Here is a 19,022-nt window from a genome sequence, read left to right as displayed (position 1 = left end):
ATAAGAGCGGCTCACTCGCGAATTGAAGGATGTAAACATGAGCAATGCCTGGAACGAAGGGTATTTCACCGACGAGGGCTACACCTACTCGTATAGCCGGGAAATCAACCCGGTGTTCCAGCGTTATTGTTTGTTGTTGCGCGGTTTTGCCACCCTCGAAGACACCGGCGGTTACCACTGCGAACTGGGCTTCGGCCAGGGTGTTTCAATCAACATCCACGCCGCCGCCAACCCGGGCAACTATGTCGGCACCGACTTCACACCGTCCCAGGCCGCGCATGCCATTGCGCTGGCGAATGACTGGAACAGTCAGGCACGACTGTATGACGACAGCTTCGAGCAGTTGCTGGCCCGTGATGACCTGCCGGCCTTCGACAGCATCAGCCTGCATGGCATCTGGACCTGGGTCAGCCGTGACAACCAGAAACTGATCGTCGAATTCGCCCGGCGCCACCTCAAGCCAGGGGGCATGTTGTACGTCAGCTACAACTGCTTCCCGGGCTGGTCACCTTCGGCACCCTTGCGCAATCTGTTCAGCCTGCACAACCGCTTTGCCAGCCAGGCCTCGACCAGCCCGGCCAAGCGCATCGATGCCGCGATGCAGTTTTCCGAAGCACTGTTGGCGGCCAATCCGAAGTACGCCAAAGCGGCGCCGGCCCTCGGTGCCCAGTTGCAGAGCATCAAGGGCCAGAATCGTCAGTACGTGGCCCATGAGTACTTCAACCGCAATTGGGACTGCATGTACTTCACTGACGTGGTCGACGCCATGACCGCAGCCAAACTCGACTACGCCACCACGGCCGTGCCGCTGGACACAGTGGCCCCGCTGAATTTGAGTGCAGAAGGCATGGACTTTCTGGAAGGTATCGAGCACCCGATCATGCGGGAACAGGCGCGCGACTATTTCATCAATCAGAATTTCCGCCGGGATCTGTATGTACGCGGCGCCAATCGGCTGTCTGCTGCCGAGCAGCGCGATGGCCTGCTGAGAACGCGTTTTGTCCTGCTGCAAGCGATTGAGAGCATTCCCGGCACGGTCACTGGTCCCGCCGGCGAGGCTGCGCTGCAAACAGAGATTTACAGCCCGGTGCTCGAAGCGCTCGCCGCCAGTGCCTACGCACCGAAAACCCTGCAGCAGTTGTCGATGGCCGTCGGCTCCGTGTCTTACGACGACCTGGTGCAGGCTGTCACCGTGCTGATCGGCATGGGCGTCGCCGCCCCGTGCCAGAGCGAAGCCGCCGAAAGGCAGGTGCAGGAGCGTTGCGACACTCTCAACCTGCAACTGTGCAAACGCGCGCTGTTCAACAACAACATTCAGGTGCTGGCCAGCCCGGTCACCGGTGGTGGCGTACCGATCAGCCGCGTGCAGCAGTTGTTCCTGATTTCGATCAAGCAAGGCATGACACAACCGAGCGAGTGGGCGCAGTTGGCATGGGCCGTCATCGGTGATCAAGGCGAAGTGCTGCTCAAGGGTGACCAGCCGCTGCTCACGCCCGAAGAAAACCTGGCCGAGATGACCGAACAGGCGCGGGCATTTGCCCAGACTCCGCTGGATATTCTCATGGCGTTGAAAATTGCCTGATCCTTCCATGCGCGTCGGCTGACGTGCAGGCAAACCGTGCGACTGGCCGTGATCGAAAGCGGCCAGCCGCCTGCATTTACGGCGTTTAATGCCGCCTCCTGAAAAATCCACGCCGCTCCTGTCATCTCGCTCCCCGGCAAAAAAAGCAAAATTGCCATGTGTTTCCATCGTTCCTTCTTGCGTCGCACTGTTCATTGCCCGTCCCTGTCTGTCTGGAGTTTCTCGATGCCGTCGCCCAAATCCCTGCCCTCTGCCCTGCTGGGCCTGGCCCTCGCCTGCCCGGTCATGGCCGAGGAACCCAAAGGCATGGAGTTGGGCCAGGTGCTGATTTCGGCTGAGGAACAAAGCGGCGCAGATGCCTCCGTCGCCGAGGCCCAAGCGCGCCTGGCGCAAGTGCCAGGCGGCAGCAACGTGGTCGACATGCGCCAACCATTGCAGGGTCGTGTGGCGAGCAATCAGGACGTGCTGGCGTATCAGCCGGGGGTTTACGCGCAATCGGCGGGCAACGAAGGGGTGAAGATTTCGATCCGTGGTTCGGGGATCAACCGGGCGCCGGGCGCGCACGCTTCGGGGCTGTACACCCTGCTCGACGGCCTGCCGCTGACCGGCCCCGGCGGCACGCCCTACGAATTGCTCGAACCGCTGTGGCTCGATCATGTGGAGGTGCTGCGCGGCGCCAACGGCTTTGATCGCGGCGCCCTGGCGCTGGGCGGCGCCGTCGATTACGTCAGCCACACCGGTTACGACGCGCCGAAACTGCAGGTGCGCTATGCCACCGGCAGCCATGGTTATCAGCAGCGGCAAGTCAGCTCCGGACAAGTGCTGGGCGACTTCGATTACTACGTGTCGCTGACCGACTCGAACGCCGACGGCTATCAGGATCACACCGCCAGCGAGAGCAAAGGCGTGATCGCCAACTTCGGCTATCGCTTCAATCCGAACCTGGAAACCCGCTTCTATATCCGCTATCGCGAGACCGACAACGACCTCGCCGGCCGCGTGACCAAGCACTCGATCGAGCACGATCCGCGGGCGGCCAACCCGGCTTATGTGTCGCGCGACGACAGCCGCAAACAACCGGGCAGCACCTTCATCGGCAACAAGACCACCTACTACATCGACGACGATTCGAGCATTCAGACCGGGCTGGTCTATCACGACTACCCGATGGACCTGCGCGAAGGCCCGAACCGTCTGAAAGTGGCCTACACCGACGTCAGCGGCACCTTCGACTACAAGCGCCGCGATACCGTGTTCGGTATGGAAAGCCGCAGCACCGTGGGCCTGCGCACCACCAAACACCTGCCCAACGACGGCGCCAGTGAATTCGTGCGCATCCCGTCCGGCAACACCGCCGCGTATGTGCCGGGCACACGCATGCGCAACTTCACCTATCAGGGTTCGGACACCGTGCTGCATGTGGGCAACGACCTGGAACTCGCCGACGACCTGTGGCTGACCACCGGCCTCGCCGCCATCTACACCCGCCGCGAAAGCGCCGTCACCTATCCGCAAAGCGGCGGCAAAACCAGCCTGAATGACTGGGATTACGCCCCGCGTCTGGGCCTGCGCTATCAGGTCACGCCGGATCTGCAACTGTTCGGCAACCTCAGCCGCTCAGTCGAGGCACCACACCCGTGGTCGCTGATCTACAGCTCGAACATCCGCTTCCCCGCCGGCAACGGTGCGGCGACCGGCACCCAGAGCGACCCGATCAAACTGCAAAACCAGACCGCAACCACCCTCGAACTCGGCGGCCGCGGCGACAGCGCACTCGGCCAGTGGAGCCTGGCGTGGTACTACGCGCAGGTGCGCCACGAATTGCTTTCGGTACTGCCGGACGCCAACGCCGTCACCCCGTACGAACTCAACGCCAGCCCCACCGTGCACCAAGGCGTGGAAGCCAGCCTGCAAAGCACACTGTGGTCAGCGGCCGACGGACGTAAATTGAGCCTGCGCCAGGCCTACACCTTCAGCGATTTCCACTACCGCGACGACCAGCGTTTCGGCGACAACCGCCTGCCCGGCCTGCCGATGCACTACTACCAGGGCGAACTGCGCCACGACTGGCCGCAGGGTTTCTTCGCGGCGGTCAATACGCAACTGGTGTCCAAGGTCGCGGTGGATTACGCCAACAGCTACTACGCCGATCCCTACGCACTGTTCGGCGCCACTGTCGGCTACAACGCGCCGAAAAACGACTGGCAGACCTGGCTGGACCTGCGCAACCTGACCAACAAACACTACGCCGCGACGGTCACGCCGGGGTATGACGACAAGGGCCTGGATGCGGCGCGGTCTACGCCGGGTGAAGGGCTGGGGGTTTATGTCGGGGTGTCGTGGAGTTTGCTCTGACGGCATGACCTGACCAGCAGCAGAAAAACGCAGTGGGTCAAAACGGCCCCTGCGTCATCACCCGCGTCTCGATGATGCTGCGCAGCGCAACGACCCGCTTCTGATACAAATCGGTCAAACAATCGAGCTTCGCGCCACAGGCCTTGCGGCTTTTGAGGAAGGCCTGTTGTTCGCCGATCAGAGCATCGCGCCCGCCCATCGGCAGCAGGCGTTTATCGAGGCTGAACAATTCGCCCATGGTGACGTCCAGGTCGTTCAAGGCGCGGTTGGCGCAGACGGCTTTTTCGTCCATGGATTTGGCCTTGTCGCAGTCGAAACTGGCGGCTTGCGTCGAATTTGCAGCGATCAGCAGCGCGCAGCCGAGGGCGGCTGCGGTCACCCGTGAAATTTCTCGAACTCCCGTCATGGCTTCGTATCCAACGTTGTAGGTCAATGGAGGTATGAGAAATGAAAAGCACCGACGATATCAAGCCTGCAACACCTCATAACGCGCCACCGCTCGACTCCTCGGGCAAACCGGTGGATGTGGTGAACCGCGATCTGCAGGACAGCGACGACGATACCCGTGTCGTGGACGAGGTGATTACTCCCACCTCCACCCGCGTCATGGAGCAGAACGCCGAGGAACTCAAGCGTAAGACCGATGCGATCGAACGCAAGGTTGCCGACGGTAACTGACGCGACGCTCCCCTCTAAGAGTGAATTTTCACCTTCCTGTCCCGGGTTTTCCTGCCCGGGACAACTCTCCCCCTGTCCTGCAAGCCGCGTTTTTACTGGCTTCACCTCTTCTGCTTCAGCAATTTGTATTCACATCCCAGCTTAATAATATTTTACCGATACCCCCCTCCTGCCTAGTCTGACCGCAAGCAAAACGGACAAGCCTGAAGCGATCCGAATCCACTTGCCTTGCCAGGAAGGATGTAGAAATGACCACTGAAATAATAAAAACAGACACGCTTGTCGTGGGGGCCGGACAGGCCGGTGTGGCGATGAGCGAGCACCTGAGCAAACTCGGCGTGCCGCACCTGGTGCTTGAGCGCAGCCGCATTGCCGAACGCTGGCGCACCGGACGCTGGGACTCGTTGGTGGCCAACGGTCCGGCGTGGCACGACCGCTTTCCGGGGCTGGAATTCGATGATGTCGATCCCGACGGTTTCGCCCATAAGGAGCGCGTAGCGGACTACTTCGAAGCCTATGCGAAGAAGTTCAACGCGCCGATCCGCACCGGCGTTGAAGTCAAAAGCGTGGTGCGCAATGTCGGGCGTCCGGGCTTCACCATTGAGACTTCCGAAGGGGTGATCGAGGCCAGCCGCGTGGTCGCGGCGACCGGCCCGTTCCAGCGCCCGGTGATCCCGCCGATTGCGCCGCAAGACCCGCGTCTGTTGCAGATCCACTCCGCCGACTATCGCAATCCGCAGCAACTGCCCGCAGGCGCAGTGCTGGTGGTTGGCGCCGGTTCGTCAGGCGTGCAGATCGCCGATGAACTGCAGCGCTCCGGCAAGCAGGTGTACCTGTCGGTAGGTGCGCATGACCGTCCGCCACGTGCCTATCGCAACCGTGATTTCTGCTGGTGGCTGGGGGTGCTCGGCGAGTGGGATCAGGCGGCGATGAAACCCGGTCGCGAGCACGTGACCATCGCGGTCAGCGGCGCGCATGGCGGGCGCACCATCGACTTCCGTGGTCTGGCCCATCGCGGCATGACGCTGGTCGGCGTGACCGAGTCGTTCAATAACGGCGTGGTGACCTTCAAGCAGGACCTGCGCGACAACCTCAAGCGCGGTGACGAGAACTATCTGGCGCTGCTGGATGCCGCCGATGCCTACATCGAGCGCAACGGTCTCGACCTGCCGGAAGAACCTGAAGCACGCGAAACCTATGCGGATCCCGAGTGCGTGAAAAATCCGCTGCTCGATCTGGATCTGGCCAAGGCCGGAATCACTTCGATCATCTGGGCCACCGGGTTCGCCGTGGATTATTCCTGGCTGCAGGTCGCCGCGTTTGACGACAAGGGCAAACCGCAGCATCAGCGTGGCGTGTCCAGCGAGCCGGGGGTGTATTTCCTTGGGCTGCCATGGCAGTCGCGGCGCGGTTCGTCGTTCATCTGGGGCGTGTGGCACGACGCCAAACACGTAGCCGATCACATCGCCACCCAGCGCAAATACCTCGACTACCAGGATGCCGAGCAGCGTGAAGCCGCCCTGCATGCGCAGATTCACAGCAAAGCCGTCGGCACCGTCGACGCTTGATTTCCCTTTTTCGCGGCGGTGCCCGGTGCGCCGCTGAACACCTAGTCTGGAGCTGTACATGAGCAAGCCAACCCACACCCGCATCCGTATGTTCAACACCAAGGACACCTACCCGAATCAGACTCTGGACAACGACCTGTGCCAGGCCGTACGCGCCGGCAACACCGTGTATGTCCGGGGTCAGGTCGGCACCGATTTCGACGGTAATCTGGTGGGCCTCGGGGATCCGCGTGCGCAGGCCGAACAGGCCATGCGCAACGTCAAGCAACTGCTGGAAGAAGCCGGCAGCGACATGAGCCATATCGTCAAGACCACCACCTACCTGATCGACCCGCGCTACCGCGAGCCGGTGTATCAGGAAGTCGGCAAGTGGCTCAAAGGCGTGTTCCCGATCTCCACCGGGCTGGTGGTGTCGGCACTGGGGCAGCCGCAGTGGCTGATGGAGATTGATGTGGTGGCGGTGATTCCCGAGTAAGTCGGCAGACCGAGTCGCGGCCATCGCGAGCAGGCTCACTCCTACAGGGGAATGCATTCCAAGGTAGGAGTGAGCCTGCTCGCGATGAGGCCAGTCAAGACACACAAGGAGTAAACAGATGACCTTTTCAATCGCAGCCCGTTGCCCCGAAACCGGCCAGTTCGGTGTCGCCATCAGTTCCTCCAGCATCGCCGTCGGCGCGCGTTGCCCGTGGCTGTTGCCGGGTGTCGGCGCGGTGTCGAGCCAGAACATCACTCTGCCCTCCCTCGGCCCGGAAGTCCTCGCATTGATGGAACAAGGTCAGGCGCCCGCCGCTGCGCTGGATCAGGTGCTGACCCGCAACGGCTACAGCCAATACCGGCAGATCACCGCGATCAACCACCTCGGCCAGACCGCGCATTTCAGCGGCGCGCAGACCCTCGGCGTGCACAACGCGGTCTCCGGCGAACAATGCGTGGCCGCCGGCAACATGCTCGCCGGGCGTGCGGTAATCGAGGCAATGGTCAGTGCCTTCGAAGACGGCGAAGGCCAGTTGGCCGACCGCTTGCTCAAGGCCTTGCACGCCGCACAAGCCCTCGGTGGCGAAGCCGGGCCGGTGCATTCGGCGGCTGTGGTGGTGGTCGGCGAACAGACCTGGCCGATCGTGAATTTGCGAGTCGACTGGGCAGACGCAGACCCGATCGGCCAGTTGCAGAAACTCTGGGACGCCTATCAGCCGCAGCTGCAGGACTACATCGACCGTGCCCTCGACCCGGCCAAAGCGCCGGGCTATGGCGTTGCCGGTGATGATCGATGAGCAGCGTCGCGTTGCTCAAAACGCTGGTGGGGTTCGACACCACCAGCCGCGAATCCAACCTGCAGTTGATCGAGTTCGTGCGTGATTACCTCGTAGGCTTCGATGTGCCGTGCGAGCTGATCTACAACGCCGAGCGCAGCAAGGCCAATCTGTTCGCGACGATTGGCCCAGCGGAGCAATCGGGCATCGTGCTTTCGGGACACACCGATGTGGTGCCGGTCGACGGCCAACCGTGGACGGTGGCGCCATTCGAACTCAGCGAGCACGATGGCAAGCTGTTCGGCCGTGGCACCGCCGACATGAAGGGCTACATCGCCTGCGTGTTGGCCTCGGTGCCGGCGCTGGTCGCTGCAGACCTGCGCATGCCGGTGCACATCGCCCTGTCCTATGACGAAGAAGTCGGTTGCCTCGGCGTGCGCTCATTGCTCGCCGAGCTGCAGCAGCGCCCGGTCAAACCGCTGCTGTGCATCATCGGCGAGCCCACCGAGCTGAAACCGGTGCTCGGCCATAAAGGCAAACTGGCGATGCGCTGCGACGTGCACGGTCATCCCTGCCATTCGGCCTACGCACCGCTGGGAGTAAACGCCATCGAATACGCCGCCGAGCTGATCGGCGAGCTGGGGCGTATCGGCCAGCAATTGAAGGCACCCGAGCATCACGACGCGCGTTTCGATCCGCCCTACAGCACGGTGCAGACCGGGGTGATCAGCGGCGGCAAGGCCTTGAACATCGTGCCTGCCGATTGCCGCTTCGACTTCGAAATCCGCGCCCTGCCCTCGCAGGATCCAACCCAGGTCGCACAACAGTTGCAGGCCTACGCCGAGCAGCAAGTGCTGCCGCGCATGCGGGCGGTCAGCGAGCACAGCGCGATTCGTTTCAGTGAATTGTCGGCCTATCCGGGCCTGGCCACCGATGCGCAGAGTCAGGCGGCCGAGCTGATTGCGGCGTTCTGCGGTTCACGGGAATTCGGCACCGTGGCGTTCGGCACCGAGGGCGGGCTGTTCGATGCGGCGGGTATTCCCACGGTGGTTTGCGGCCCCGGGAGCATGGATCAGGGGCACAAACCGGATGAGTTTGTCAGCCGTGCGCAACTCGATGCCTGCGATGCGATGCTGCAGCGGATGCTGACCTCGATCCGCGCTTGAAACACGGCTCGACGCACGCTCAGGCGTACAGTCGAGCCAACTCCTCACGGCAATGATCAACGAACAACTGCACCGGTTTGGTCAGTTGTACCCGACGCAGCCAGGCTGCCGACAAGCCCGAGCCGGTCACGGTTTCCGCCAGCGGCACGCACACCACTTTCTGCCCGTCGTAGGTGTACTCGCCGAACGGTCGAGTCACCAGAATCGAAAAGCCGAAACCGCGCCCGACCATGCCGCGCACCATCTCGATCGACGGTGAGCTGAAGACGATGTGCGGGGTCAGCCCGCGCTCTTCGAAGATGCTCACGAAGTAGGTGCGGCTGGGCACCACGTCCAGCAGGATCATCGGCTCCAGCACCAGATCGTGCAGCGAGACTTTCGCCTGTTGCGCAAAGCGATGGTCGGCCGGCAGCAACGCATAGGGCTGCTGCGGCGGCATCAGCGGCGTGGTGTCGATGGTGCTGTCGAGATCGTGTTCGAAGAGCATCGCCACATCGATGCTGCCGGCGGTCAGCGCCTGCACCAGTTCCTGTTGTTCGCCATCGCGAATGCGGATTTCCACCCCCGGCCAGCGCTGCTTGAAACCGGCGATCAGGCGCGGCAGGTACAGCGGCGCGACCGTTTCGAAACAGCCGATATCGATCTGCCCGGCGACCACGTCGTTGTCGGCCAGCGCGTTCTGCTCGAACTCATGCGCCACCCGCAGCAACTCCAGCGCCTTGCGATAGAACCGCGAGCCGCTGGGCGTCAGCGAAACGCCCTGGGCGTGATGGCGGATGAACAGCTGCACACCGAAGCTTTCTTCCAGATGCTTGATTGCGGTGGAGACCGACGGCTGGGCGATATAGAGCTTGCGCGAGGCTTCGGCGACGCTGCCGCAATCGGCGGTGGTGACGAAGTATTTGAGCTGGCGCAGGTTGTAGGCGGCCATATAAAACCTCTGCAAGTAAGACGACGCTTTTGTGGTGAGGGAGCTTGCTCCCGCTTGAGTGCGCAGCACTCACAATATCAGGGGACGTGGCGCGATATTTGGGGCCGCTGCGCTGCCCAGCGGGAGCAAGCTCCCTCGCCACAGGAAAGGGTTCGCCTCTGAAAGTTTTTGTTGTTGATCACGGTTGAACATACCGGACAGCCCCCAAACCCGGGGCATATATTTTTTAAGGTCTGAAGCAACAAACTTACTAATTTATCTATCCCGGGCCTTTGCACATGATCGCTTCAACAAGAAATGCGCCGTCCGTGTCGGCGCTTACCGAAGTACGTCCACGTACTCATCCTTGCCTTGGAGTTCGTCATGTCCACCTCTGCAACAACATCCGCCCCGCTCATTGAAAAACACACGATAGGATACGTGCCCCCCGAAGATCGCCACGGAAAGGTCAGGGATCTGTTCACGCTGTGGTTCGGCGGCAACATCGCGCCGTTGCCCATCGTTACCGGCGCGCTGGGCGTGCAGTTGTTCCACTTGAATCTGGTCTGGGGCATCGTCGCGATTCTGGTCGGCCATCTGGTCGGCGGCGTGCTGATGGCGCTGCACTCGGCGCAAGGCCCGCAGATGGGCATTCCGCAGATGATCCAGAGCCGCGCGCAGTTCGGCTCGCTGGGCGCATTACTGGTGGTGCTGATTGCCGGGGTCATGTACATCGGCTTTTTCGCCTCCAACATTGTGCTGGCCGGCAAGTCGCTGCACGGCTTGGTCGACAGCGTGCCGGTGCCGGTCGGCATCGTCATCGGCGCGTTCGGTTCGGGGATCATCGGCATCATCGGCTACCGCTTCATCCACGTGCTCAACCGCATCGGCACCTGGGTGCTGGGGATCGGCATCGTCGTCGGTTTCGGCTACATCTTCACCCATATTCAAACCGATGACTTCCTCACCCGCGGCAGCTTCAACCTCTCCGGCTGGCTCGCCACCGTGTCGCTGGCCGCGCTGTGGCAGATCGCGTTTGCGCCTTACGTGTCCGACTATTCGCGTTATCTGCCGGCCGACGTAAAAGTCTCGTCGACGTTCTGGACGACGTATCTGGGGTCGGCACTGGGCTCGAGTCTGGCGTTCATCTTCGGTGCCGTCGCCGTGCTGGCGACACCCGTGGGCATGGACACCATGGATGCGGTCAAACTCGCCACCGGCTCGATCGGGCCGCTGATGCTGGTGCTGTTCCTGCTCAGCGTGATCAGCCACAACGCCCTCAACCTGTACGGCGCCGTGCTGTCGCTGATCACCCTGGTGCAGACCTTTGCCTACCGCTGGATTCCGACCGCCAAGAGCCGTGCGGTGATCTCGGTGATCGTCCTGCTGGCCTGCTGCTTCGCCGCCGTCGGCGCGTCGAAGGACTTCATCGGTCACTTCGTCGACATGGTGCTGGTGTTGCTGGTGGTGTTGGTGCCGTGGACCGCGATCAACCTGATCGACTTCTACGCCATTCACAAGGGCAAGTACGACATCCAGTCGATCTTCCAGGTCGACGGCGGCATCTACGGACGCTACAACCCGCAGGCGCTGCTGGCTTACGCGATCGGCATCGCGGTGCAGATCCCGTTCATGAACACCCCGCTGTACGTCGGCCCGGTCTCGGCGCACATCAACGGCGCCGACCTGTCGTGGCTGGTGGGGCTGCTGGTGACCTCGCCGCTGTATTTCTGGCTGGCCAATCGTGACAGCGCTTATCGGCGGCGGATGATGGGCGGGAAACTGGTGGGCAGTCACTGAGATTGATTCGATGTAAAAAGAAGGCCCGCCATGCGCGGGCCTTCTGCGTTGTGGTGTGGTATTTCTTGATGCCCCGACAGGCACCCACGAGACAGGGAAAACTCATGCTGCGAATTCTGGGCAAGGCGTCATCGATCAACGTGCGCAAAGTGCTGTGGACCTGCGCCGAACTGCAGATCCCGTTCGAGCGTGAGGATTGGGGCTCGGGCTTCAAGCCGACTGATACGCCGGAGTTTCTAGCGCTCAACCCTTGCGCGATGGTGCCAGTGATTCAGGACGGCGATTTCACGTTGTGGGAATCGAACACGATCATTCGTTATCTGGCGGGCAACTATGGCGGCGCAGACCTCTACCCCGCCGAGCCGCGAGTTCGTGCGCGGGTCGATCAGTGGATCGACTGGCAGGCCTCGGAGTTGAACCGGTCGTGGTCGTATGCGTTCATGTCGCTGGTGCGCCAGTCAGCGAATTATCAGGACAGCGCCGCTCTGGCCAAGGGCATCGAGCAGTGGTCGCAGACCATGGGCATCCTCGATCAACAGTTGCAGAAGACTGGCGCCTACGTCAGTGGCGACCGGTTTTCCCTCGCCGATATCCCCATCGGGCTGTCAGTCAACCGCTGGTTCGAAACGCCGCTCGCGCATCCGGACTATCCCGCCGTCAGCGCGTATTACCAGCGTCTGAGCCAACGCGAAGGCTTTCGCCTGTACGGCAGAAACGGTACGCCGTGACAATCAGATCAACAGATCTTCATAAAACGCGCCGAACGGTCGCTGCGGGTGGGCGATCTGGATTTCCAGAATCCACACCCCGGCATTTGGCGTCTGGTCGAAATCGCCGAGATTGCCGCCGCGATGGATCGCGTGAGGGAAATCGCTGACGCGGTGGCCCTTGATATCGAGATTGAGTTTCCAGCCCATGGCTTCAGCCTGATCGCTGGCATAGCGATAAAGTTCGACACCGCTCACGCCTTGGCGCCACAGTGCCTCGACACGCTTGAACAGCTCCTTGGACGCCGCCGAGCAGGCGATCATTTCCGGATCGGAGCCGGTGGTGAAGGTTGCGCCGGCATCGCCTTCGTGCCCCTGCCAGACCACGCCCATGTCGATGAAGAAAATGTCGTTTTCACCGAGTACCGGATCGCCTTCGGAACGTTCCTTGAACGCCTTCAGCGTATTGGCGCCGAAGCGGATCAGCAGCGGGTGCCAGATGCGGTCCATGCCCAGTTCGGCGAGGATCTGCTTGCCCTGTTCCTGGGCTTCGGATTCACGCATGCCGGGCTTGATCACCCTGGCGATGGCATCAACGGCGTTCCAGGTCAGGCCCTGCGCATGACGCATGGTTTCCAGCACAAACCGCTCACCGACTGCTTCTTTACCGCTCAGGGCTGCACTCATGTCCTTGTCCTCATGGCTACGCTGTATAGTTTTTTATATTGCGAAACGCCGATCAAGATACAGCCATGACACAACGTGTCAATTACTCTTCTGCACGCACCACGCCGCGCTCCTCCAGCAAACGCACGAACATGCTCAAGCTGCGCGACACCGTGCCCCGGCGCCACACCAGCCACGTAGTCAGATAACGAAAATCCGCCGCCAGCGGCCACACGCTCACGGTTGCGCTGCCGGGCATGCTCTGCAGCATTTTGCGCGGCATCAACGCCAGCCCGGCCCCGGCGCTGACGCAGGCGAGCATGCCGTGATACGACTCCATCTCGAAGATCTTGCCCGGCACAGCGGCGTCGGTGCTGAACCATTTTTCGAAGTGATGACGATAGGAGCAGTTGGAGCGGAACGCATAGATGTTCTCGCCGTTCACATCCGCCGCGCGCTGCACCGGCGCATGATTGAGTGGCGCGATGATGACCATCTCTTCCTCGAATGCCGGTACGCCTTCGAGCGTTGGATGCAACACTGGGCCGTCGACAAACGCAGCGGCCAGACGCCCAGAAAGCACGCCGTCGATCATCGTCCCGGATGGCCCGGTGGACAGGTCCAGATCGACTTTAGGGTGAAGCTGGTTGTACGCCGCCAGCAGCTCAGGAATGCGCACCGCTGCGGTACTTTCCAGCGAGCCGAGGGGAAACGCGCCCTGCGGCTCTTCACCGGCGACCGTGGCCCGCGCTTCCTGCACCAGATCAAGAATGCGCCGGGCGTACTCGAGAAAACTCCAGCCGGCGGGCGACAAACGCAGACGGCTTTTCTCGCGGATGAACAGGTCAACGCCCAAGTCCTGCTCCAGCTGTTTGATCCGTGTAGTCAGGTTCGACGGCACGCGATGGATCTGCGCCGCCGCAGCGCTGATGCTGCCGTGCTCGGCAACGGCCTTGAAGATTTCCAGCTGCACCAGATCCACAGTCACTCTCCAATCGTGAAAGAAACGATCTTTATTATTCAGTTTCCAGAAAACAAACGCCACCCTACTCTAGGCCCATCCACTGAACTCGCAGGAGCCAGCCATGAGCCAGATTTCCAGCCAGACCCACGCCATCTCGATCAACCCTGCTACCGGCGAGCAGATCGGTCACTACGCCTTTGAATCCGCCGAAGCCCTCGATGCCGCGCTGACCCGCGCCGCATTCGGTTTCTCGAAATGGAAACGCAAGCCGCTGCAGGATCGCTCCCGCGCCTTGACCGCCCTTGCCGGCGCTCTACGCGAAACTGCCGAAGCCATGGCGACCATGGTCACTTTGGAAATGGGCAAGCCGATCGCCCAGGCCCGTGGCGAAATCGAGAAATGCGCCAAGCTTTGTGAGTGGTACGCCGAAAATGGCCCGGCCATGCTCGACGCCGAACCGACCCAGGTCGAAGGCGGCAAGGCGCGCATCGAATACCGACCGCTGGGCCCGATCCTCGCGGTGATGCCGTGGAACTTCCCGATCTGGCAAGTGCTGCGCGGTGCGGTACCGGCGCTGATTGCCGGCAACACCTACGTGCTCAAGCACGCGCCGAACGTGATGGGCAGCGCCTACCTGCTGCGCGACGCGTTCAAGCGCGCCGGTTTCGCTGATGGCGTGTTTGAAGTGATCAACGTCACCCCGGAAGGCGTTTCCAGCGCCATCGCCGACCCGCGCATCGCCGCTGTCACCCTGACTGGCAGCGTGCGCGCCGGTATGGCCATCGGTGCTCAGGCGGGTGCCGCGCTGAAGAAATGCGTACTGGAACTGGGCGGTTCCGATCCGTTCATCGTGCTCAATGACGCTGATCTGGACGAAGCCGTGCAGGCCGCCGTGATTGGCCGCTACCAGAACTCCGGCCAGGTCTGCGCAGCGGCCAAGCGTCTGATCATCGAAGAAGGTGTGGTCGAGGAGTTCACCCGCAAATTCGTCGAGGCGACCCGCAAGCTGAAGGTCGGCGATCCGCTGTCCGCCGACACCTACATCGGGCCGATGGCGCGTTTCGATCTGCGTGATGAACTCGACCAGCAAGTGCGCGACACCCTCGAAGAAGGCGCCACCCTGTTGCTCGGCGGCGGCAAGGCCCAAGGACCAGGCAACTACTACGACCCAACCGTGCTGGCGGATGTCACCGACCGCATGACCTCGTTCAAACAGGAACTGTTCGGCCCGGTCGCCTCGATCATTACCGCCCGCGATTGCGCTCACGCCGTGGCCCTGGCCAACGACAGCGACTTCGGCCTGACCGCGACGATCTACACCGCCAACGTGCAACTGGCCCAGCAACTGACCAGCGAACTGGAAACCGGCGGCGTGTTCATCAACGGCTACTCCGCCAGCGACCCGCGCGTGACCTTCGGCGGCGTGAAGAAAAGCGGCTTCGGTCGCGAACTGTCGCACTTCGGCGTGCGTGAGTTCTGCAACGCGCAGACGGTGTGGCTGGATCGTAAATAATCAGGACTCCAACACGCACTGGTGGGAGTGGGCTTGCTCACGAAGGGGCCGGCAAGCATTGATAGTGACTGACCTGACGCCTTCGCGAGCAAGCCCGCTCCCACACTCGAAAATTCCGCACACACCGCTATAGCAAGTCGGGCGCTGTTTTTTGCGGCTGCGCAACCGCCCGATCCTTGCTCAACAGCCCAAGCACCACTGCCGCCGAAGCTAGAGTGATCACGGTCAGGATGTGCAGCAGGTACTGAAACGCCGAGGCATAACCCTGCATCAGACGCTCTTTGGCCAGCCCCGGAACCATGTTGAGCGCATGCGCCATGTCGCCCGTGGTAACCCGGTGCGCGGTCTCGGCAATCAACGCCGTGTCGACACTGCCAGCCACCGCGCTCGACAGATCGGTGTGCAGCAGCGAAGTCAGCACTGCGGCCACCACCGCCAGCGCAATGCCCTCACCCGCCACGCGCACGGTATTGAAGATCCCCGCCGCCATCCCCGCGCGCTCTTTCGGTACGACGCTGACCGATAGACCATCCATCAACCCCCACGGCAAACCGGTGCCAATCCCGATCAACAGCATCGCAATGACCAAGGCGGCTTTCGGCTCGCCGACGTTGTACAGGCTCAACCCGTGCAAGCCCAATGCAGCGATCAGAAAACCGATTCCCGACAGGATTCCCGCCGAGACAAACCGGGCCATCGACGCCGCCAGCATCGGCACCACCAGCATGGGCGCCGACAACGCCAGCAACAGCAGGCCGGCGTCGATTTCGCTCAAGCCTTCCACGCCGATAAAGCGCAATGGCAACATCACCACCAGCACGATGTAGCAAAAACAAGTGCCGATTGGCAGCATCTGGACGCCGATGAAGCGCGGAAAACGGAACAGGCTCAGATCGAGCATCGGATGTTTGACGCGCATTTCGATGATCACGAACAACCCCAGCAACAATTCCGATGCACCGAGCAGGCCGACCACCAGCAGGCTGCCCCAACCGCTTTCCGGGGCCTGAATCACGCCGAAGGTGAACAGCGCCAGCATCGTGCTGAAGGTGATCGTGCCCGGCCAATCCAGTCCCGTGGCATCCGGGTTGCGGCTTTCGCGCATGCGGGGCAGGCCGAAGATCATGGCGATCACGCCGATCAGCGCGGTGAACACGAAAATCACCCGCCAGTTGAACGCCTCGATCAACGCACCGGCCAGCAGCGGCCCGAAAGCCAGACCAATGCCGAATGTGGTACCGAGTACGCTGTATGCACGGGTCCGCGCATGGCCTTCGAATTCCTGCGCCAGCGACGCTGAGCCGCTGGCCAACGCTGCAGCACCCGCCACGCCCTGCACCGCACGCAGCCCATCCAGCCAGTACACCGACGGTGCCAGACTCTGCGCGATCGATGCTGCGGTGAACAACAACATGCCGAAGCTGAACAGGCGTTTACGCCCATAGACGTCGGCCAACGCTCCCGCCGCCATCAGCAAACTGCCGAATGACAACATGAACGCATTGGTGATCCACGTCAGGGCAACGGGACTGCCGCCCAAATCACGGCCAATGGCGGGCGTCGCCACCGCGCCACCGGTAAAACTCAAAGGCAGTACCAGTGCCGACAGGCACACGGCCGCGAGGATCAGCAGCTTGTTACGCGCGCCTTGCTGTTGAGCGACAGTTGTCATGCATTCATCCTTTAAAGAAATTGCCAGGCAGCGACTTTAAGGCCGTGAGATTGATGCGATAATCCCGGCAATTTTTCATGCCTTTATGAAAGGTATTCACAGATGAAGTCACCCTCGGCGGCAGACCTATCAGTATTCCTCTGTACGGCGCAGCACTTGAATTTCAGCAAGGCCGCCGTCGAACTTGGCCTCACGCCCTCAGCCCTGAGCCATTCGGTAAAGGCTTTGGAGAATCGCCTCGGTGTTCGCCTGTTCAATCGCACCACCCGCAGCGTGGCGTTGACCGAGGCCGGAGAGCGCCTGTTCGCGCGCCTGAAACCGGCGTTCCGCGACATTGACGACGCACTGGAAGACCTCAACCATTTTCGCGACAAACCCACCGGCAACCTGCGTATCACCTGCGGACGCCAAGCGTGCGAACTGGTATTGCTGCCGATTGCCAGCGAGTTCTTGCAGACGTACCCGGACATTCGCATGGAGGTAGTCGAGAGCGAAGCATTGCTGGATATCGTCGCTGGCGGATTTGATGCGGGCGTGCGCTTTGGCGATCGACTGGAGGCCGACATGGTCTCACTGCCGATTGGCCCGGCGATGCGTTCGGTGGTGGTCGCTTCGCCGGCATTCCTCGAACGCCATCCTGCGCCGCAAAAACCCGAAGATCTGCACCACTTGCCGTGCCTGCGCCACCGCTACCCCAGTGGCACGCTGTATCGCTGGGAGTTCGAACGCGATGGCATTGCCCAGGAAATCGAGGTCAACGGCCCGTTGACTCTGGGTGACGTCAGCTTGATGGTCGGCCCTGCACTGCAAGGCCTGGGATTGGCGTATGTGTTCGATGACATGGTCAGCGAACACCTGGCATCGGGGCGTCTGATTCAGGTGTTGGCCGACTGGTGCCCTTACTATCCGGGCCTGCATCTGTATTACCCGAGCCGGCGCCACGTACCGGCGCCGCTCAAGGCTTTTATCGACTTCGCGCGCGAGCGCAGCGGCCACTAGGGCTTACAGATACTTCAGCCAGGCAATATCGCGGCGCCGCGATTTCAGCGCGGAAAACCAGCGCACCGCCGGATACAGCGCAACCGCCAGCAGCACTGATACCAGCCAGATTGCCGGCACCGAGTCGAATCCGAAATGGCTACCCTGATTCAGTCCGAACAGCGCCAGCGCCATCAGGTACAGCACCTTCAGCACGTACAGGTGCAGCAGATAGAAGAACATCGGTGCCGAACCGAGGACCGTCAGCCAGCGAATCCAGCGACGCGTCTGCAGCCGTTCGAACAGCAGCAACAACAGCAATCCGACGCTCACCGTCAGGGTGATGAATAGCAGCGATGGCGGGTACTTGGTGATGTTGAAAAACGCCATCAGCGTTTGCACGGTCGTGTCTTCAACCGCCCAAGGCTTTTCGCCGTATCCATTGAGCAGCCGCAGCCCGACGAAACCCAGCAGTCCGGCAATACCAGCCAGCAACAGACACTGCTGACGAACTCCGGCGTCGGCCGCACGGGCAAACCACGGGCCCAGCGCATAACCCAGACCGATCACGCCGATCCACGGCAACAGCGGATACGAAGTGCGCAAGCGCAGGCTGTCGCCGGCTTCGATCCAGCCGCGGTCATGCAGAATCGCCCATGGCACATGCAGTGCCGACTCCGATGCGAAATGCAGCCCATCGAGCAGGTTGTGCCCGGCAATGATCGCCAGGCTCAATGTCAGCAGCAGCCCGCGCGGCAGCCAGACCAGCAGCGACAACGCGATCATGCTCAGGCCAATCGCCCAGATCACCTGCAGATAGATCACGCTCGGCGGCAACTGAAACGTCCAGGCGAAGTTCACCAAGCTGAATTCCAGCGCCACCAGAAACAGCCCACGCTTGAACAGAAAGGCACTGACATCGGCCTTGCCCGCGTACTTCTCGCCGAACAGCCACGCAGACAATCCGGTCAGCAACACGAACACCGGTGCACACAGATGCGCCAACGTGCGACTGAAAAACAACGCCGGCTCGGTGCTGGCGATGTCCATCGGGTCGGACACCTGGCGGTGCAACAGAAACGTTTCACGCACGTGATCCAGCAGCATGAACAGGATGACCAGACCGCGTAACGCATCAATGGACAGCAACCGGCCGGTCGGCAGCGGGTTGGAACGGGCACACACAATCGTCATGTAGATTTCGCCAACGAGT

17 protein-coding genes are annotated in these 19,022 nt (G+C 61.7%); 11 read left to right on the top strand and 6 right to left on the bottom strand.

Annotated features, from left to right (window positions below):
• Positions 1 to 37 precede the first annotated feature (37 nt).
• Positions 38 to 1,582, top strand: coding sequence for a class I SAM-dependent methyltransferase (locus LCH64_RS10875; RefSeq protein ID WP_226500240.1), 1,545 nt, complete (start codon positions 38 to 40; stop codon positions 1,580 to 1,582).
• A gap of 225 nt (positions 1,583 to 1,807) precedes the next feature.
• Positions 1,808 to 3,937, top strand: coding sequence for a TonB-dependent receptor (locus LCH64_RS10870; RefSeq protein ID WP_226500239.1), 2,130 nt, complete (start codon positions 1,808 to 1,810; stop codon positions 3,935 to 3,937).
• Between the two features lie 37 nt (positions 3,938 to 3,974).
• On the opposite strand, the gene LCH64_RS10865 is transcribed toward LCH64_RS10870, so the two are convergent.
• Positions 3,975 to 4,343 carry a hypothetical protein gene (locus LCH64_RS10865; RefSeq protein WP_003225866.1) on the bottom strand — a complete coding sequence of 123 codons (369 nt, stop codon included), beginning with the start codon at positions 4,341 to 4,343 and terminating at the stop codon, positions 3,975 to 3,977.
• 41 nt (positions 4,344 to 4,384) lie between these two features.
• Here LCH64_RS10865 and LCH64_RS10860 point away from each other — a divergent pair, with 41 nt between their 5' ends.
• The 5 genes from LCH64_RS10860 (at position 4,385) to argE (ending at position 8,599) form a co-directional block, all read left to right on the top strand.
• Positions 4,385 to 4,615 carry a hypothetical protein gene (locus LCH64_RS10860; protein ID WP_226500238.1) on the top strand — a complete coding sequence of 77 codons (231 nt, stop codon included), beginning with the start codon at positions 4,385 to 4,387 and terminating at the stop codon, positions 4,613 to 4,615.
• A 248-nt stretch (positions 4,616 to 4,863) separates the two neighbouring features.
• Positions 4,864 to 6,183 carry an NAD(P)/FAD-dependent oxidoreductase gene (locus LCH64_RS10855; protein ID WP_226500237.1) on the top strand — a complete coding sequence of 440 codons (1,320 nt, stop codon included), beginning with the start codon at positions 4,864 to 4,866 and terminating at the stop codon, positions 6,181 to 6,183.
• 58 nt (positions 6,184 to 6,241) lie between these two features.
• Entirely contained in the window at positions 6,242 to 6,658 is a 417-nt protein-coding gene (locus LCH64_RS10850; RefSeq protein WP_003225869.1) for a RidA family protein, read from the top strand.
• A gap of 118 nt (positions 6,659 to 6,776) precedes the next feature.
• On the top strand, positions 6,777 to 7,454 hold the full coding sequence (locus tag LCH64_RS10845) for a DUF1028 domain-containing protein (RefSeq protein WP_226500236.1): 678 nt from the start codon (positions 6,777 to 6,779) through the stop codon (positions 7,452 to 7,454).
• Entirely contained in the window at positions 7,451 to 8,599 is a 1,149-nt protein-coding gene (argE, locus tag LCH64_RS10840; protein WP_226500235.1) for an acetylornithine deacetylase, read from the top strand. The genes LCH64_RS10845 and argE overlap by 4 nt, the downstream gene beginning before the upstream one ends.
• Positions 8,600 to 8,618: 19 nt before the next feature.
• Here the strand turns inward: argE and LCH64_RS10835 are convergent, their stop codons facing one another.
• Positions 8,619 to 9,530 carry a LysR family transcriptional regulator gene (locus LCH64_RS10835; protein ID WP_226500234.1) on the bottom strand — a complete coding sequence of 304 codons (912 nt, stop codon included), beginning with the start codon at positions 9,528 to 9,530 and terminating at the stop codon, positions 8,619 to 8,621.
• Between the two features lie 363 nt (positions 9,531 to 9,893).
• On the opposite strand from LCH64_RS10835, the gene LCH64_RS10830 reads away from it, so the two are divergent.
• The gene (locus tag LCH64_RS10830) at positions 9,894 to 11,309 is read left to right on the top strand and encodes a cytosine permease (RefSeq protein WP_226500233.1); all 1,416 of its coding nucleotides are present in this window, start codon (positions 9,894 to 9,896) and stop codon (positions 11,307 to 11,309) included.
• Between the two features lie 104 nt (positions 11,310 to 11,413).
• A complete protein-coding gene (locus LCH64_RS10825; RefSeq protein ID WP_226500232.1) occupies positions 11,414 to 12,037 on the top strand; it encodes a glutathione S-transferase in 624 nt (207 codons plus the stop codon).
• A 3-nt stretch (positions 12,038 to 12,040) separates the two neighbouring features.
• On the opposite strand, the gene LCH64_RS10820 is transcribed toward LCH64_RS10825, so the two are convergent.
• Both LCH64_RS10820 and LCH64_RS10815 read right to left on the bottom strand, forming a co-directional pair.
• Positions 12,041 to 12,703 (bottom strand): M24 family metallopeptidase, encoded by a 663-nt coding sequence (locus LCH64_RS10820; protein WP_226500231.1) that lies wholly within the window; start codon positions 12,701 to 12,703, stop codon positions 12,041 to 12,043.
• Positions 12,704 to 12,785: 82 nt separating this feature from the next.
• Complete coding sequence (locus LCH64_RS10815) at positions 12,786 to 13,664, bottom strand: LysR family transcriptional regulator (RefSeq protein WP_045122799.1); 879 nt, start codon at positions 13,662 to 13,664, stop codon at positions 12,786 to 12,788.
• Between the two features lie 103 nt (positions 13,665 to 13,767).
• Between LCH64_RS10815 and LCH64_RS10810 the strand changes: the two genes are divergently transcribed.
• A complete protein-coding gene (locus tag LCH64_RS10810) occupies positions 13,768 to 15,159 on the top strand; it encodes an aldehyde dehydrogenase family protein (protein WP_226500230.1) in 1,392 nt (463 codons plus the stop codon).
• Between the two features lie 127 nt (positions 15,160 to 15,286).
• On the opposite strand, the gene LCH64_RS10805 is transcribed toward LCH64_RS10810, so the two are convergent.
• Positions 15,287 to 16,831: an MFS transporter gene (locus tag LCH64_RS10805; protein ID WP_226500229.1), complete on the bottom strand. Its 1,545-nt coding sequence runs from the start codon at positions 16,829 to 16,831 to the stop codon at positions 15,287 to 15,289.
• A 102-nt stretch (positions 16,832 to 16,933) separates the two neighbouring features.
• On the opposite strand from LCH64_RS10805, the gene LCH64_RS10800 reads away from it, so the two are divergent.
• The gene (locus LCH64_RS10800; protein WP_226500228.1) at positions 16,934 to 17,830 is read left to right on the top strand and encodes a LysR family transcriptional regulator; all 897 of its coding nucleotides are present in this window, start codon (positions 16,934 to 16,936) and stop codon (positions 17,828 to 17,830) included.
• A gap of 3 nt (positions 17,831 to 17,833) precedes the next feature.
• Here the strand turns inward: LCH64_RS10800 and LCH64_RS10795 are convergent, their stop codons facing one another.
• A complete protein-coding gene (locus LCH64_RS10795) occupies positions 17,834 to 19,003 on the bottom strand; it encodes a DUF1624 domain-containing protein (RefSeq protein ID WP_226500227.1) in 1,170 nt (389 codons plus the stop codon).
• Positions 19,004 to 19,022: the final 19 nt, after the last annotated feature.

Source organism: Pseudomonas sp. MWU16-30322, from assembly GCF_020515535.1.
Classification (GTDB): domain Bacteria; phylum Pseudomonadota; class Gammaproteobacteria; order Pseudomonadales; family Pseudomonadaceae; genus Aquipseudomonas; species Aquipseudomonas fluorescens_H.
This window is presented reverse-complemented; position numbering and strand designations above follow the sequence as displayed.

Excerpts from the sequence above, each read along its gene's own strand:
- LCH64_RS10875 (WP_226500240.1), top strand. The coding sequence starts at position 38 with ATGAGCAATGCCTGGAACGAAGGGTATTTCACCGACGAGGGCTACACC.
- LCH64_RS10870 (WP_226500239.1), top strand. The coding sequence starts at position 1,808 with ATGCCGTCGCCCAAATCCCTGCCCTCTGCCCTGCTGGGCCTGGCCCTC.
- LCH64_RS10865 (WP_003225866.1), bottom strand. The coding sequence starts at position 4,343 with ATGACGGGAGTTCGAGAAATTTCACGGGTGACCGCAGCCGCCCTCGGC.
- LCH64_RS10860 (WP_226500238.1), top strand. The coding sequence starts at position 4,385 with ATGAAAAGCACCGACGATATCAAGCCTGCAACACCTCATAACGCGCCA.
- LCH64_RS10855 (WP_226500237.1), top strand. The coding sequence starts at position 4,864 with ATGACCACTGAAATAATAAAAACAGACACGCTTGTCGTGGGGGCCGGA.
- LCH64_RS10850 (WP_003225869.1), top strand. The coding sequence starts at position 6,242 with ATGAGCAAGCCAACCCACACCCGCATCCGTATGTTCAACACCAAGGAC.
- LCH64_RS10845 (WP_226500236.1), top strand. The coding sequence starts at position 6,777 with ATGACCTTTTCAATCGCAGCCCGTTGCCCCGAAACCGGCCAGTTCGGT.
- argE (WP_226500235.1), top strand. The coding sequence starts at position 7,451 with ATGAGCAGCGTCGCGTTGCTCAAAACGCTGGTGGGGTTCGACACCACC.
- LCH64_RS10835 (WP_226500234.1), bottom strand. The coding sequence starts at position 9,530 with ATGGCCGCCTACAACCTGCGCCAGCTCAAATACTTCGTCACCACCGCC.
- LCH64_RS10830 (WP_226500233.1), top strand. The coding sequence starts at position 9,894 with ATGTCCACCTCTGCAACAACATCCGCCCCGCTCATTGAAAAACACACG.
- LCH64_RS10825 (WP_226500232.1), top strand. The coding sequence starts at position 11,414 with ATGCTGCGAATTCTGGGCAAGGCGTCATCGATCAACGTGCGCAAAGTG.
- LCH64_RS10820 (WP_226500231.1), bottom strand. The coding sequence starts at position 12,703 with ATGAGTGCAGCCCTGAGCGGTAAAGAAGCAGTCGGTGAGCGGTTTGTG.
- LCH64_RS10810 (WP_226500230.1), top strand. The coding sequence starts at position 13,768 with ATGAGCCAGATTTCCAGCCAGACCCACGCCATCTCGATCAACCCTGCT.
- LCH64_RS10805 (WP_226500229.1), bottom strand. The coding sequence starts at position 16,831 with ATGACAACTGTCGCTCAACAGCAAGGCGCGCGTAACAAGCTGCTGATC.
- LCH64_RS10800 (WP_226500228.1), top strand. The coding sequence starts at position 16,934 with ATGAAGTCACCCTCGGCGGCAGACCTATCAGTATTCCTCTGTACGGCG.
- LCH64_RS10795 (WP_226500227.1), bottom strand. The coding sequence starts at position 19,003 with ATGACGATTGTGTGTGCCCGTTCCAACCCGCTGCCGACCGGCCGGTTG.